Source organism: Pseudomonas serbica, from assembly GCF_028823535.1.
Classification (GTDB): domain Bacteria; phylum Pseudomonadota; class Gammaproteobacteria; order Pseudomonadales; family Pseudomonadaceae; genus Aquipseudomonas; species Aquipseudomonas serbica.
The window spans coordinates 172,962-187,208 of sequence record NZ_JAQIYM010000003.1 but is presented as its reverse complement, the minus strand read 5'-3'; the positions used below and the strand labels follow the sequence as shown (position 1 = coordinate 187,208).

Here is a 14,247-nt window from a genome sequence, read left to right as displayed (position 1 = left end):
CCATGACGCAAACTTCCATCACTCGCAGCTGGGTTGCTTCGGCCAACGATCATGCGGATTTTCCGCTGCAGAACCTGCCATTGGGCGTGTTCAGCGTGCAGGGTTCAGCGCCGCGCAGTGGCGTGGCCATCGGCGACCATATCTTCGACCTGCAAGCGGCGCTCGAGGCCGGCCTGTTCGAGGGCGCGGCAAAAGCCGCCGTCGAAGCCACCCGTGGTGGTCAGTTGAATGCCTTCTTCGAACTGGGCCGCGAGGCTCGGGTGGCCTTGCGTGAGCGTTTGATCGAACTGCTCAAGGAGGGCAGCACCCTGCATGGCAAGATCGAAGCCCAGGGTGCAAAACTGCTCCCGCTGGCCGCGAATTGCCAGATGCACCTGCCAGCGAAAATCAACGACTACACCGACTTCTACGTCGGCATCGAGCACGCCCAGAACGTGGGCAAACTGTTCCGCCCGGACAATCCGTTGCTGCCAAACTACAAGTACGTGCCTATCGGCTACCACGGCCGCGCCTCCACCATTCGCCCGTCGGGCACCGACGTGCGCCGTCCGAAAGGCCAGACACTGCCGGCCGGCCAGACCGAGCCGACGTTTGGTCCGTGCGCACGCCTGGACTATGAACTGGAACTGGGCATCTGGATCGGCCAGGGCAATGACATGGGCGACGCCATCGCCATCGGCGACGCCGCCGATCACATCGCCGGTTTCTGCCTGCTCAACGACTGGTCGGCGCGCGACATCCAGGCCTGGGAATACCAGCCGCTGGGGCCGTTCCTGTCGAAGAGCTTCATCACCAGCATTTCACCGTGGGTCGTGACCGCCGAAGCGCTGGAGCCGTTCCGCCGCGCCCAGCCTGCCCGCCCGCAAGGCGATCCGCAGCCGCTGCCGTACCTGTTTGATAAGCGTGATCAGGCCGCCGGTGCTTTTGACATCGAGCTGGAAGTGCTCTTGCTGACCGAAGCGATGCGCGAACAGAACCTGCCTGCCCATCGCCTGACCCTGAGCAACTCGAAACACATGTACTGGACCGTGGCGCAAATGGTCGCGCACCACAGCGTCAATGGCTGCCAGTTGCAGGCCGGCGACCTGTTCGGTTCAGGCACCTTGTCGGGCCCGGAAAGCGGTCAGTTCGGCAGTCTGCTGGAGATCACCGAGGGCGGTAAGAAGCCGATCGAACTGGCATCGGGCGAGGTGCGCAAATTCCTCGAGGATGGCGATGAAATCATCCTGCGTGGCCGTTGCAGCCGCGAAGGGTTTGCGTCCATCGGTTTCGGTGAATGCCGCGGCAAAGTCGTGCCGGCGCGTTAAGAGGAGCAGGTCATGGAGCTCTATACCTATTACCGCTCGACCTCGTCCTATCGGGTGCGGATTGCATTGGCGTTGAAGGGGCTGGATTACCAGGCGCTGCCGGTCAACTTGATCGCGGCGCAAGGTGGCGAGCATCGGCAGCCGCCCTATCTGGCCATCAACCCGCAAGGTCGTGTGCCGGCCTTGCGCACCGATGAAGGCGAGCTGTTGATTCAGTCACCGGCGATCATCGAATACCTGGAGGAGCGTTATCCACAGGTGCCGCTGCTTTCCAGGGACCTCGCTGCTCGCGCCCGTGAGCGCGGTGTGGCGGCGGTGATTGGCTGCGATGTGCATCCGCTGCACAACGTCAGCGTGCTCAACCGGTTGCGCCAGCTGGGTCACGATGAACCGCAGGTCATGGAGTGGATCGGGCACTGGATCAGCCAGGGCCTGGCGACCGTGGAACAGTTGATTGGGGATGAGGGTTATTGCTTCGGGCCTGAGCCAGGTTTGGCGGATGTCTACCTGATTCCGCAGTTGTACGCGGCTGAGCGTTTCAGTATCTCCCTTGAGGCGTATCCGCGGATTCGTCGGGTGGCGGCGTTGGCGGCGGCGCATCCGGCATTCATCAAGGCGCATCCGGCGAATCAGCCAGACACACCTTGATAACAGCAGGCTGCGATCTTTTTGCTGTCAATGAACGATGGAATTGGGCGGCAAATGCCCCAGCCGCTCAGTCAGGCGAATCCGCTGGATCGGATCGTCGCTGAGCAGCAGGGCATGCTCCAGGTCGAAGCGTTCGGCATTCGGGCAGTCCAGCCGTTGGTAAAGGCTGGCCCGGGCCAGATAGTCGGAGGCGCTGGCATTGCCCAGTTCCAGCACGCGTTCGGCGTCGATCAGCGCGCCAATGTAATCGTCGTGGGAAAGATGCAGCTGGCGCAGGTTGCGTGACAGGCGTTGGAGCATTTGCGCCGGATCGGCGGTGACCAGGTGTTCAGCATTGAGCTTCATGTTCGGGCCGTACTGGCGATGCAGCAACTCCCGACAATCATTGGGGTACAGGCGCCGGCCACCGCAAGGGTCGAGCAGATGATCGGCGCCTGGCACCCGCAGCAGGAAATGCCCCGGGAAGTTGACACCGACCAGGGGAATCTCCAGGCCTCGGGCTAGTTCCAAGGCTATCAGCCCCAGTGACAGCGGCTGCCCGCGGCGATGTTCCAGGACTTTATCGAGCAATGCCACTTGCGGTCGCAAGGGGGCGAAGTCGTCCTGGGCGAACCCCAGCTCGACCATGCGCCTGAGCAACGGTTGCGCCAACTCGCTCACGGGCAGCATCGGCAAACCACCACTGATCCGCTGTTGCAGCTCCTTGAAGTCCGCCATTACCGCTTCGGGGTTTACCTGCTTGTCGTGTTCGACGGCAATCCACAGCGCCGCCTCGAACAGCGCAGGCGGTGATCGTTGCAGGCAGGCGAAAAACGATTGGCGCGGCGTCATCGGAATCTCCGGGCTATGCCTCGTTTTAGACCGGTCTTTGCCATCCGTCCAGTACCGCACGGGAGCAATTGCGGTTATTTCCTAAAGCTTTTATGGCGCCGTTGCTTATTCCGGTGCGCTTCTGCAATTTTTGGGCGCAAGCCTATACTGGCGACTACAAGAAGTGATTCGGGAGCCCTACGATGTTCGCTCTCATGCAAAGCACTCGCCTTGAATCGCTGCATCTGAGCGTCGACCCGGCCACAGGGTTGAAGGCGGTCATTGCCATTCATAACAGCCGTTTGGGGCCTGCTCTGGGCGGTTGCCGTTACCTGGCGTATCCGAGCGACGAGTCGGCCGTCGAGGATGCGGTGCGCCTTGCCCAAGGCATGAGCTACAAAGCGGCCTTGGCCGGCCTGGCCCAGGGCGGCGGTGTGGCGGTGATCATTCGCCCCGTCCACGTGGCCAATCGCGCTGCGCTGTTTGAAGCTTTCGGACGCTGTATCAATCAGCTCGACGGGCGCTACATCACCGCCATCGACAGTGGCACCTCGGTGGCGGACATGGATTGCATCGCCCAACAGACCCAGCACGTCACCAGCACCACGTCGGCGGGCGATCCTGCGCCTCACGCGGCGATGGGCGTGTTTACCGGAATTCGTGCCACGGCGATGGCCCGGTTGGGCAGCGATAACCTCGAAGGCTTGCGCGTCGCCATTCAAGGCCTGGGCAACGTCGGTTTTGCCCTGGCCGAACAGCTGCACGCCGCCGGTGCCGAGCTGCTGGTCAGCGACATCGACCACGGCAAGGTCCAGCTCGCGATGGAGCAGCTCGGCGCCCATCCGATTGCCAACGACGCGTTGCTCAGCACGCCTTGCGACATTCTTGCGCCGTGCGGTCTGGGCGGGGTGCTGAACAGCCACAGCGTAACGCAACTACGCTGCTCGGCAGTGGCCGGGTCGGCGAACAACCAGCTGACCCATCTGGACGTCGCCGATCAGCTCGAACGACGGGGCATTCTGTATGCGCCGGATTACGTGATCAATGCCGGTGGATTGATCTATGTTTCGCTCAAGCATCGTGGCGAAGAGCTGGGGACCATCACTGCGCACCTGTCGAAAATCAGCTCGCGCCTCACCGAAGTCTTCGCCCATGCCCAGGCGGAAAAACGCTCACCGGCCCGAGTGGCGGACGAGCTGGCGGAGAAAGTGCTTTACCGATAGACGATCAAAAGATCGCAGCCTGCGGCAGCGCCTACAAAGGCTGCGATCTTTTGATTTTCACAAATGAAAAAGGCCCTGTGTCCATCGGACTCAGGGCCTATTCAATTCTGGCGCCGCTTACTTCGCTGTTTTCGCAGCCTTGGCAGGCTTGGGCGGGGCAACCGGTTCTGCGCTTTGCTCTTTATTGGCCGCAGGCGTTTCAACAGCTGCAGGTGCTTTCACCGGCTCTTCGACTTCCGCTGGCGCTGTGAGCAGTTCGGACAAGGCGTCCGGCTGGCTCTTGAATGCCTTGGCGAACACATCGCGGTTCTTCGCCATGTAGATCCCGGCTTCTTCCACTTGCTGTTCGGTCAGGGACGGAACAGCTTTTTGCAACACTTCAGCCAGCAACTCGGCCAGTTCGAGCATCTTGTCATGACGGTCAGCTTCGGCTTTATCCATGAACAAGCGCTCCAGATCTCGGCTGCTGCGGTATACCACTTCGACGGCCATTCACCACCTCACATGCCTTCACATTGGTCAGTCTGATTCGACTACTGTATCTATATACAGCAAAGGATAAGCGAATCCCCGGGGTTTGGGTAGTGGCTTTTTAATGTAGGCCGGTTTCGGGATTTGTCAGGCCTCAGCTAAAGGTAGCTGCGACCAAACGCCACGGAGCAGAATCTACGGCGGCTCGCCATCATGATCGTGGCCTTGTTTCTGCATGCAGAACAAACGTCACGTCCAACCTGCATTATCCGGTCGAGCCGACCTAAGGAAGCATCATCGTGAAAATCAACTGGGCCGAAAAACTGCGGCAGAATGTCCATGAGCTGGCCGAGTCGCTGGGGAACCTGTTCGTCGAAACCTTCCATTACCTGGCGTTGTTTGCCATTGGTGCGGTGACCGCGTGGGCAGCGGTGATGGAGTTTCTCGGGATGCTCGAGCAAGGTCATATCAAGATCGACGATATCCTGCTGCTGTTCATCTATCTGGAACTGGGGGCGATGGTCGGGATTTACTTCAAGACCAACCACATGCCGGTGCGTTTCCTGATCTACGTCGCCATCACGGCGCTCACGCGGCTGCTGATTTCCAATGTTTCCCATCACAATCCACCGGACCTGGGGATCATTTACCTGTGCGGCGGAATTCTGCTGCTGGCGTTTGCGATCCTGGTGGTGCGCTATGCCTCATCGCAATTTCCGTCGGTGAAGATCGAGCACCCGCACCGTAAGACCGGTGCGGGCTCGGGTGAGCATCCGGAGGTGGAGAAGGGCGAGATTTAAAGCCTGATGGCCGGGCACGGGCGGTTTTTCACAGGAGGGGGTGGCAGAGGGCCCGTGCCGCCATCGGTCATGGCTTCGAGGATGGCCACCGCGCTGTGGCCCTGCTCGATGGCAATGCCGAACTGAATGCTTTGCACCAGGCGTTTGAGGCGTTGGGGATCGTTGCGTTGTTCGGCACTGATCATGCGTTTTGCCACTACGCGGCCACTGTTGGACAGGGTCAGCATGATGCTGCCGTCCAGACCCTGAATGCTCAGGTTGATCTGATAGTGCGCCGCAAAGGCATCGGTAATGAGCTGAAAAGGGTTGTCCATGATGCGTCACCGCTTGATTGAACGTGCAGTTGTTGACCGGCCATGATCGGGTTGGTTCGCAACGCCGGACCATCGGCCATTCTCGTCAATATCGCCATCAATGTTCCAAGCGGGATATAGCAAGGGGCATGCCGAAAGATTGTCGGACAGCAAACGCGGCATAAACAAGGCGGGCACTGTGGCCCACCTTGTTGTTGCCGGCCCGTTTCAGGGCACTGTCTGCCCGCATGCCACCAAACCGGTCAGCATTCCACCCAGTTCACGGCCAGGCCGCCACGTGATGTCTCTTTGTACTTGTCGTGCATGTCGGCGCCGGTGTCGCGCATGGTGCGGATTACCCGATCCAGGGAAATGAAGTGTTTGCCATCGCCGCGCAGGGCCATCTGCGTAGCGTTGATGGCCTTGACCGCGGCAATCGCGTTGCGCTCGATGCACGGCACCTGGACCAGCCCACCGACCGGGTCGCAGGTCAGGCCGAGGTTGTGTTCCAGGCCGATTTCGGCGGCGTTTTCCAGTTGCTCCGGCGTGGCGCCGAGCACTTCTGCCAGACCGGCGGCGGCCATGGCGCAGGCTGAGCCGACCTCGCCCTGGCAGCCGACTTCGGCGCCGGAGATCGAGGCGTTTTTCTTGCAGAGAATGCCGACGGCGGCAGCGCCCAGGAAGAACGCCACGACGTCATCGTCCGACGCGTCAGGGTTGAACTTCATGTAGTAGTGCAGGACCGCCGGAATAATTCCCGCTGCTCCGTTGGTCGGCGCCGTGACCATGCGCCCACCGGCGGCGTTTTCTTCGTTCACGGCGAGGGCAAACAGGTTCACCCATTCCATGGCCGACAGGGTCGAAGTGATGACGTTCGGCTTGCCGATTTCCAACAGGCTTCGGTGCAATTTCGCCGCGCGTCGCGGCACATTCAGCCCGCCAGGGAGGATGCCTTCGTGCACCAGCCCCTGCTCGACGCATTCGCGCATCACCGACCAGATGTGCAGCAGGCCCTGGCGGATCTCCTCGTCACTGCGCCAGGCCCGTTCGTTGGCCATCATCAATTCGCCAACCCGCAGGCCGTGCTGGTTGCAGAGCTTGAGCAGTTCGGCGGCGCTGGAGAAGTCGTACGGCAGCACCACGTCGCTGGCAGGCGCCACACCGGATTCGGCCTCTGCTGCCTCGATGATGAAACCGCCGCCGATCGAGTAGTACGTTTGCTCGAACAGCTCGCCCGTCTCTCCAAACGCTGTCAGGGACATGGCATTGGGATGGTAGGGCAGACTCTCGTCGAGCAGCAGCAGATCGCGGGACCAGTTGAACGCGATAGTCGCCTGGCCTGCCAGGGACAGCTCGCCGGTTTCCCGCAGGGTGTGGATGCGGCTGTCGATGGTGGTGGGATCGATACGGTCCGGCCATTCGCCCATCAGGCCCATGACACAGGCGCGGTCGGTGGCGTGACCGACGCCGGTCGCCGACAGGGAACCGAAGAGGCGAATCTCCACGCGCCGCACATCGCTCAATAAAGCCTGATCGACCAGCGCTTGGGCGAAGGTCGCCGCGGCCCGCATCGGACCGACGGTATGGGAGCTGGACGGGCCGATGCCGACTTTGAAGAGATCGAAAACACTGATAGCCATGCTAAAGCCTATTCCTGTAATGGAGGATGAATCGCTGCCATTTCTGTAGGACAAGCGCAATTTCAGCGATACTGCCTGCCTCGGTCTTGAGTGACCAACGAAACTTCCTAAGAGAGCCTTTAGCAGGACTAAACGATGAGCCGTCAATTACACGCCCAGACATACGTTTGGCTGCAGGTGTTTTCCTGTGCCGCACGGCACTTGTCGTTCACCCGTTGCGCCGAAGAGCTGCACATCACCCCAGGGGCGGTCAGCCAGCAGATTCGGCAACTGGAGGAGCGCCTGGGTTTTCGTCTGTTTCACCGGCGTGCCCGGGGCGTGGAGCTGAGCGCCGAAGGCCAGCGCCTGGCCATTACGGTCAACGAGGCCTACGGCAGCATCGATGCGGAATTGCGCCGGCTCGACGCGGGCATGATCAGCGGTACGCTGCGAGTGCGTTCGATCCCTTCCTTCCTGAGCAAATGGCTCACGCCGCGACTGCCGCGCTTGCAGCAGCGGTTTCCGGACATTCAGCTGCGCCTGGTGGCCGAGGACAGCAGCGTGCCGTTGCATGAAGGTGATTTCGACCTGGCCATCGACCTCAACGACGGCAGCTACCCGGGCCTGTTATCCACAGCCCTGCTCGACGAGCAGATTTTCCCGGTCTGTGCCCCCGGCCTGTTGCGCGGTCGCCCACCGCTGCATGGCCCGGCGGACCTGCTGCATTTTCCGCTGTTGCATGACATCACCGCCTGGCGCGGCAGCTACGAATATGCGGAGTGGGAGTTCTATCTCGATGCCATTGGCTTTGAGGGGGCGGATGTGCGGCGCGGGCATACCTTCAATCGCAATCACCTGACCATCGAAGCGGCCATTGCCGGGATGGGCGTGGCGATCGCGCGACGAACGCTGCTCAACGACGAGCTGGAACGGGGCGCATTGATCGTGCCGTTCGGCCTGGCGGTGCCCAATCACAAGCGCTATATGGTGCTCTATGCGCCGGGGGCATTGAGCCATCCGGGCGTGCGTGCGGTGCATGACTGGCTGGTGGAGGAGGCAGGGATTTTTCGCGGCTTGCACCCGCTGTCGGAGGGGCAGATGTGAGTAATTATCAGATAAGAGCGGGGCGACCCAACTCCCGACCTTAACAGCGCTTTTGCCGGTTGTCCGGCTTTTTTTGCGAATAGATATTTATCTTTTTTTAGGGGTTGAATTGTTCATCGTACAGACCGATTGTGTAACCAAGAGGTCACGGTGATGACGCCCAAGGGCTTAGCTGACCGGCCTCTCGCGAGCTAGCTGAAATAAGGGATGAACTATGCAAATCCAAGTCAATAGCGATAACCATATTCAAGGCAGTAAACGACTGGAGGAGTGGGTACGTACTACCATTGAGAGCACGCTCGAACGCTACGAAGAGGACCTGACACGCGTCGAGGTTCACCTGCGGGACGAGAACGGCGACAAGCCTGGTCCCCACGATATGCGCTGCCAGCTGGAAGCGCGGCCAAAAGGCCACCAACCGATTTCTGTCACCCATAAAGCTGCCAGCCTGGAACTGGCGATCGACGGAGCCGCCGAGAAACTCGAGCATGCGCTGGAACACCTGTTCGGCAAATTGCGAGGCAAACCACGAGCCGCTGTGGTGCCGTTCGAGCGCAGGGCTCACGCCGATGTGCTACTGGAAGAAGAGTTTCTTGAAAACGAACAGGCTGCGCAAAACGGCTGACGCCTGATTCACTTTTTACCTTCCCACAGAAAACGGGCCTGCATTGCAGGCCCGTTTTGCTTTTAAAGCCCTCTCATTGGAACCCGATCTCATCCGATAGCTTTGCGTATGAGAATATTTATCATTAGTATTGCACCTTGCTGGCCCCGTGACGTTCATGCGGCTTCACATTGACGCTGGCCGGTGTGAGCCTGTTGGCCAGCCCGATTGCCGCCATGGCGCAGTACTGAGCGATGACTTCCCCTGAATCTGACGATATCCAGCACGCCGAACCACGCGCCGACCGAGCGCACTTTCTCCAGGTGTTTCTCTCCCAGCGTTCGCAGATGGAAGCGCTGGTGAACCGTCGCGTCGGTTGCCGGGCAACGGCGGCGGACCTGGTGCAGGATTTGTTCCTGCGGTTCTGGCGCCGCCCTCTGGTGCAAGTGGAAGAACTCAGCACCTACCTGTTGCGCTGCGCCGGCAACATCGCCATCGACCACCTGCGCAGTGAAGGCACGCGGGTGCGGGCCAACGAAGGCTTGATGGCGGAGCCGGCGCTTAGCGTCGGTAGCGAGCCACAAGCGGCGCTGGAGGCGGGCAACGATCTGCGCCACGTCGAAGCGGCGTTGCGCGCGTTGCCCGAGCGCACGCGGCAGATCTTCCTGCTCAACCGCATCCATGGCCGCAAATACGCCGAGATCGCCAAGGCCATGGGCCTGTCTCAAAGTGCCGTGGAAAAACATATGATGCGCGCGCTCGAGGCCTGCAAGGCCAGCCTGCGGGAGCCCGACGCGCGCACGCCAGGGAAAGCACAGTGAATAGCATCGAACGCGTCATGCCGACGCCCGCTCAGGAACAGCAGGCGCTGGCCTGGCTGAGCCTGTTGCATGACCAGCCCAGCAGCGCTGACCAGGCCACCTTCAGCCAGTGGTTGCAGGCCGACCCGGCCCATGCCGAGGCTTACGCCCGTGCGCAAGTGCTGTGGGAGTTGAGCGAAGTGCCGGCGCGCGCACTTGCTGATGAGGACGCGCTGGCGCTGCAGGGTTATCTCAACGCGATGAATCGCTCACGCCGCAGCAGCGTCGGGCGTTGGTCCGGTGCGCTGGCCATGGCGGCTTGCCTGCTGCTGATGATCAGCCTCGGCAGCGGCTGGCAGCCTGCGCGCTGGTTCGATGACCTGGGCGCCGATTATGTCTCGGCACCGGGGCAAATCCGCACCGTCACCCTGGCTGACCAATCGCAGGTCACCCTGGATGCCGACAGTGCGATTGCCGTGGATTTCAGCCGTGGCGAGCGGCACGTGCAGGTGCGTCGCGGCGCCGGATTTTTCAGCGTGACCCATAACGGCGAACCCTTTGTGGTCGACGCCGAGAAGGGCCAGGCGCGGGTGCTCGGCACCCAGTTCGAGGTGCGCCTGCAACCCCATGGGGCGCAGGTGACGGTCTTGTCTGGACGGGTTGGCGTGAAGGCGGACAAGAATGCGGATCAGCAGATCCTCACGGCCGGCCAGCAAGTGGCCTATGGCGAAGGCACGGCGCAAAAGCTCCACGCGGTGGACAGCCAAGCGCAGTTGGCGTGGCGCCAGGGGTGGCTCAATTACTACAAGGCGACAGTCGCCGATGTGGTGGAGGATCTGCGCAGGTATTACCCGGGGCGAATCGTGTTGCTCAACGATGAGTTGGCCCGGCGCAAGGTCAGTGGCAGCTTTGCGAGCAAGGACCCGCAGGCGGTGTTGAGTTCGTTACAGGGCGTGTTGGGGTTTGAGCAGCATCAGGTTCTGGGACGTCTGATCATTTTGCGCTGAGAGACATCAGGAAAATATTTTCAACTTTCTGCTGAGGTAAACCCGAACGCCATTCGTGTAGTGACTGAAACTGCGAGTCATTCGCATCCGTTGCGGTTCTACACAGGTCATGAGTCATGAAGTCCAGGGCAATATCGGGTTCGGTCAAACAGTGGTTGGGTGTCTCTGCGTTGAGCTTCGCGGCGCTGCTGCCGCTGAATGGGGTGATGGCTGCGCAGGCCAGCCCCGGGCAAAGTTCGCTGTTCAGCTTTTCGATGGTCGCCAAACCACTGCCCCAGGCCCTGAGCGACTTCAGTCACGTCACCGGCATCAGCGTGGTCTACACCGATGAAGCGCCCTATGCCCTCAATGCTCCGGCAGTCGACGGCCAGTTGAGTGCCGAACAGGCCCTGCAGCGCTTGCTCAGCGGTTCTGGCTTGACCTTCCGCCGCATCGATGGCCACACCATGGCCCTGGAGCCCCTGCCGACCGAGGGCGCGTTGAACCTGGGCGCCACCACCATCACCTCGCAGATGGATCAGTCCACCAGTTACCAGCCGCCGCCCATCAGCTCGGTGATGCGCGCCTCGACGCCGCTCCAGGAAATTCCCCAGACGGTCAACGTCGTCCCGGCACAGGTCATTCGCGACCAGGCGCCGCGCAATCTCGATGATGCGCTGGCGAACGTCAGCGGCATCACCCAGGGCAACACGCTGGGCAGTACCCAGGATTCGGTGATGACCCGCGGTTTCGGCGATAACCGCAACGGCTCGATCATGCGCGACGGCATGCCGGTGGTACAGGGGCGAGGCATGAACGCGACGGTCGACCGGGTCGAAGTGCTCAAGGGGCCGGCCTCGTTGCTCTACGGCATTCAGGACCCGGGCGGGGTGGTGAACATGGTCAGCAAGCAGCCCGAGCTTGATCCGTACAACGCCCTGACCCTGCGTGGCTCGACCTATGGCGAAGGCAAGAACGGCAGCGGCGGTACCTTTGACAGCACGGGCGCCCTGGGCGATTCCGAGTTCGCCTACCGTATGGTGCTGGACCACGAAGACGAAGATTACTGGCGTAACTACGGTGTGCATCGCGAAAGCCTGGTGGCGCCGTCGCTGGCCTGGTTCGGTGAAAGCACCCAGCTGCTGTTCGCCTATGAACACCGGGAGTTCCTCACCCCGTTCGACCGTGGCACGGTGATCGATCCGCGGGACAACCATCCGCTGGACATCTCCCGGGAGCGTCGGCTCGACGAACCGTTCAACAACATGGAAGGGCGCTCCGACCTGTATCGCTTCAAGGCCGACCACGACCTCAACGACAACTGGAAAGCCCATTTCGGCTACAGCTGGAATCGCGAAACCTATGACGCCAGCCAAGTACGCGTGACCGCCATCGACACCCGCGACGGCACGCTGACGCGCAGCATGGACGGCACGCAGAATGCTATCAGCACCGACCGTTTCACCACCGCCAGCCTCGAAGGCCAGGTCGATGTCGGCGGCATGCAACATGACCTGGTGCTGGGGATCGATGACGAATACCGCAAGATCTACCGCGCCGACCTGATCCGGCAAAAGAGCCTGACCACCTTCAGCTACCTCGACCCGGTGTACGGCCGCGAAGTGCCAGGCACTACGGTCAGCCCCGCCGACAGTGCCCAGACCGACATACTGCGCAGCGATTCGGTGTTCATGCAGGACTCGATTCACCTCAACCACCAATGGATCCTGGTGGCTGGCGCACGTTTCCAGGAATACGACCAGTACGCCGGCAAGGGCGAGCCGTTCAAGGCCAACACCGACAGCAACGGGCAGAAATGGGTGCCGCGCGCCGGACTGGTCTACCGCTACACCGATGAGCTGTCGTTCTATGGCAGCTACACCGAATCGTTCAAGCCCAACTCGACCATTGCGCCATTGAGCGGCAGCAGCACGGTGCTCGACGGCAGCATTGCGCCGGAAGAAGCCAAGTCGTGGGAAGTGGGGGCCAGGCTGGAAATGCCGGGCCGCGTAACGGGCAACATTGCGCTGTTCGATATCAAGAAGCGCAACGTCCTGGTGGCCAATTCCGAAGGCCCGGTGACCCTCTACAGCGCGGCGGGTGAAGTGCGTTCCCGTGGCCTGGAGGTGGATTTGAGCGGCCAGCTCAGCGACCGCTGGAGCATGATCGGCAGCTACGCCTACACCGATGCCGAAGTGACCGAAGACCCGGTCTACAAGGGCAAGCAGTTGCAGAACGTGGCCAAAAACAGCGGCTCGCTGTCGGCGGTGTACGATTTCGGCCAGGTCATCGGCGGCGATCAGCTGCGGGTTGGCGCTGGCGCGCGTTATGTCGGGGAGCGAGCGGGCAATGCCGTGAATGATTTCGACCTGCCGAGCTATACCGTCGCCGATGCCTTTGCCACCTACGACACCCAGCTCGACGGGCAGCGGGTCAAATTTCAGCTCAACGTGAAGAACCTGTTTGACCGCACCTACTACACCTCGGCGGCAAGCCGGTTCTTTGTGTCGATGGGGGATTCGCGGCAGGTGACGTTGTCGAGCACCCTGGAGTTCTGATCAAAGACTCTGTCCTGTGGGAGCGAGCCTGTTCGCGATGGCGGCCTGACAGGCACCGCAAATCCTGATGTCAGCGCAAAAACGCCTGTCGATACTCCCCGGGCGTCCCACCCAGCGCCTGGCGAAACCGGTTGGTAAAGTGACTGGCACTGGCGAACCCGCAGGCCAGGGCAATCTCGCCCAAGGGTTGCGATGTCGAGCGCAGCAACTCCCGCGCCCGGTTCAGGCGTCGCGCCAGTACATACTGATGGGGCGGCAAGCCGAAACTCTCACGGAACATCCGCGCAAAGTGGTATTCCGACAGTGCACACAGTGCCGCCAATTGTCCCAGGCTGATGGCTTCGGCCAACTGGCTGTCGATGAACTCCACCAGATGCCGGCGCTGATGTGCGGCCAGGCCGCCCTTGAGGCGCAAGCCGGGGCGCAGGCTGACCTGGCTGAACAGGGCGTGGGCGAGCATTTCATGGGCCAGGCTGCTGGTGAGCAAACGCTCTCCCGGTTCGTCCCAGTTGAGGCTGATCAACTGCCGAAAGCGCAACGCCTGTTGCGGGTCATCCAGAAACGTTTGCTCGCGCAACTGCAATTGCCTTGGTTCGCGGTCGAGCAGGGTGACACAGCCAAGGGCAAATTGTTCGGGGCTGAAATACAGGTGCGCCAGGCGAATGTCGCCATTGATCACCCAGCCTGACTGATGGTCGGCCGGCAGGATGCACAGCTTGTCCGGGCCGCCTTTGGTGCCGGGCTGGTCGCGCCGGAAGGTCCCGGTGCCGCCGGCGATGTAGCAGGAAAGCGTGTGGTGGCTCGGTGCTTCGTAGTCCTGGGCGTCGTGGTGGTTGTTCCACAAGGCTGCAGCCAAGCCGTCACCGAGCTCGGCGCTGTGCTCCAGGCGAGCATTGGGCGAGCGGTTGAGGGCTTGAAAGACTTGCAGGGTTTCCAGTGCGGGCATGATCGTTTCTCTCCAACGCCTTGCATCCTACTCCGTGGGCGTCCACCTGCCAGCCCGTCGCCAGACAAAAGCGCAAGA

Annotated in this window: 13 protein-coding genes and 1 pseudogene; 9 read left to right on the top strand and 5 right to left on the bottom strand. The window is 61.4% G+C overall.

Going from position 1 to position 14,247, the window contains the following annotated elements:
- Positions 1-2 precede the first annotated feature (2 nt).
- Positions 3-1,307 carry a fumarylacetoacetase gene (fahA, locus tag NQL71_RS05795; RefSeq protein ID WP_046820508.1) on the top strand — a complete coding sequence of 435 codons (1,305 nt, stop codon included), beginning with the start codon at positions 3-5 and terminating at the stop codon, positions 1,305-1,307.
- A gap of 12 nt (positions 1,308-1,319) precedes the next feature.
- Positions 1,320-1,955: a maleylacetoacetate isomerase gene (maiA, locus tag NQL71_RS05790; RefSeq protein ID WP_248686598.1), complete on the top strand. Its 636-nt coding sequence runs from the start codon at positions 1,320-1,322 to the stop codon at positions 1,953-1,955.
- 27 nt (positions 1,956-1,982) lie between these two features.
- Here maiA and NQL71_RS05785 read toward each other — a convergent pair whose 3' ends face one another.
- Positions 1,983-2,786: a SirB1 family protein gene (locus NQL71_RS05785; protein ID WP_274642382.1), complete on the bottom strand. Its 804-nt coding sequence runs from the start codon at positions 2,784-2,786 to the stop codon at positions 1,983-1,985.
- A gap of 182 nt (positions 2,787-2,968) precedes the next feature.
- On the opposite strand from NQL71_RS05785, the gene NQL71_RS05780 reads away from it, so the two are divergent.
- Entirely contained in the window at positions 2,969-3,988 is a 1,020-nt protein-coding gene (locus NQL71_RS05780) for a Glu/Leu/Phe/Val dehydrogenase family protein (protein ID WP_008054432.1), read from the top strand.
- Between the two features lie 228 nt (positions 3,989-4,216).
- Here the strand turns inward: NQL71_RS05780 and NQL71_RS05775 are convergent.
- Positions 4,217-4,480: pseudogene (locus NQL71_RS05775) on the bottom strand (YebG family protein); the annotation flags it as partial.
- 278 nt (positions 4,481-4,758) lie between these two features.
- Here NQL71_RS05775 and NQL71_RS05770 point away from each other — a divergent pair.
- A complete protein-coding gene (locus NQL71_RS05770; RefSeq protein WP_046820504.1) occupies positions 4,759-5,259 on the top strand; it encodes a phosphate-starvation-inducible protein PsiE in 501 nt (166 codons plus the stop codon).
- Here NQL71_RS05770 and NQL71_RS05765 read toward each other — a convergent pair.
- Together NQL71_RS05765 and NQL71_RS05760 are read right to left on the bottom strand one after the other, a co-directional pair.
- Complete coding sequence (locus NQL71_RS05765; protein ID WP_077182456.1) at positions 5,256-5,573, bottom strand: DUF3509 domain-containing protein; 318 nt, start codon at positions 5,571-5,573, stop codon at positions 5,256-5,258. The genes NQL71_RS05770 and NQL71_RS05765 overlap by 4 nt on opposite strands.
- A gap of 242 nt (positions 5,574-5,815) precedes the next feature.
- Entirely contained in the window at positions 5,816-7,192 is a 1,377-nt protein-coding gene (locus NQL71_RS05760) for an L-serine ammonia-lyase (RefSeq protein ID WP_166618412.1), read from the bottom strand.
- A gap of 135 nt (positions 7,193-7,327) precedes the next feature.
- Here NQL71_RS05760 and NQL71_RS05755 point away from each other — a divergent pair, with 135 nt between their 5' ends.
- The 5 genes from NQL71_RS05755 (at position 7,328) to NQL71_RS05735 (ending at position 13,223) form a co-directional block, all read left to right on the top strand.
- The gene (locus NQL71_RS05755; RefSeq protein ID WP_046820501.1) at positions 7,328-8,275 is read left to right on the top strand and encodes a LysR substrate-binding domain-containing protein; all 948 of its coding nucleotides are present in this window, start codon (positions 7,328-7,330) and stop codon (positions 8,273-8,275) included.
- Between the two features lie 214 nt (positions 8,276-8,489).
- A complete protein-coding gene (locus tag NQL71_RS05750) occupies positions 8,490-8,900 on the top strand; it encodes an HPF/RaiA family ribosome-associated protein (protein WP_046820500.1) in 411 nt (136 codons plus the stop codon).
- A 233-nt stretch (positions 8,901-9,133) separates the two neighbouring features.
- Positions 9,134-9,700 (top strand): RNA polymerase sigma factor, encoded by a 567-nt coding sequence (locus NQL71_RS05745; RefSeq protein WP_046820499.1) that lies wholly within the window; start codon positions 9,134-9,136, stop codon positions 9,698-9,700.
- Complete coding sequence (locus NQL71_RS05740; RefSeq protein WP_046820498.1) at positions 9,697-10,686, top strand: FecR family protein; 990 nt, start codon at positions 9,697-9,699, stop codon at positions 10,684-10,686. Before NQL71_RS05745 ends, NQL71_RS05740 begins: the two co-directional genes overlap by 4 nt.
- A 116-nt stretch (positions 10,687-10,802) precedes the next feature.
- Positions 10,803-13,223 carry a TonB-dependent siderophore receptor gene (locus NQL71_RS05735; RefSeq protein WP_274642381.1) on the top strand — a complete coding sequence of 807 codons (2,421 nt, stop codon included), beginning with the start codon at positions 10,803-10,805 and terminating at the stop codon, positions 13,221-13,223.
- A 70-nt stretch (positions 13,224-13,293) separates the two neighbouring features.
- Here the strand turns inward: NQL71_RS05735 and NQL71_RS05730 are convergent, their stop codons facing one another.
- On the bottom strand, positions 13,294-14,169 hold the full coding sequence (locus NQL71_RS05730) for a helix-turn-helix domain-containing protein (RefSeq protein ID WP_166618410.1): 876 nt from the start codon (positions 14,167-14,169) through the stop codon (positions 13,294-13,296).
- Positions 14,170-14,247 lie beyond the last annotated feature (78 nt).

Bases quoted from the DNA above. Each gene is read 5' to 3' on its own strand.
- fahA (WP_046820508.1), top strand. From the start codon at position 3: ATGACGCAAACTTCCATCACTCGCAGCTGGGTTGCTTCGGCCAACGAT.
- maiA (WP_248686598.1), top strand. From the start codon at position 1,320: ATGGAGCTCTATACCTATTACCGCTCGACCTCGTCCTATCGGGTGCGG.
- NQL71_RS05785 (WP_274642382.1), bottom strand. From the start codon at position 2,786: ATGACGCCGCGCCAATCGTTTTTCGCCTGCCTGCAACGATCACCGCCT.
- NQL71_RS05780 (WP_008054432.1), top strand. From the start codon at position 2,969: ATGTTCGCTCTCATGCAAAGCACTCGCCTTGAATCGCTGCATCTGAGC.
- NQL71_RS05765 (WP_077182456.1), bottom strand. From the start codon at position 5,573: ATGGACAACCCTTTTCAGCTCATTACCGATGCCTTTGCGGCGCACTAT.
- NQL71_RS05760 (WP_166618412.1), bottom strand. From the start codon at position 7,192: ATGGCTATCAGTGTTTTCGATCTCTTCAAAGTCGGCATCGGCCCGTCC.
- NQL71_RS05755 (WP_046820501.1), top strand. From the start codon at position 7,328: ATGAGCCGTCAATTACACGCCCAGACATACGTTTGGCTGCAGGTGTTT.
- NQL71_RS05750 (WP_046820500.1), top strand. From the start codon at position 8,490: ATGCAAATCCAAGTCAATAGCGATAACCATATTCAAGGCAGTAAACGA.
- NQL71_RS05745 (WP_046820499.1), top strand. From the start codon at position 9,134: ATGACTTCCCCTGAATCTGACGATATCCAGCACGCCGAACCACGCGCC.
- NQL71_RS05735 (WP_274642381.1), top strand. From the start codon at position 10,803: ATGAAGTCCAGGGCAATATCGGGTTCGGTCAAACAGTGGTTGGGTGTC.
- NQL71_RS05730 (WP_166618410.1), bottom strand. From the start codon at position 14,169: ATGCCCGCACTGGAAACCCTGCAAGTCTTTCAAGCCCTCAACCGCTCG.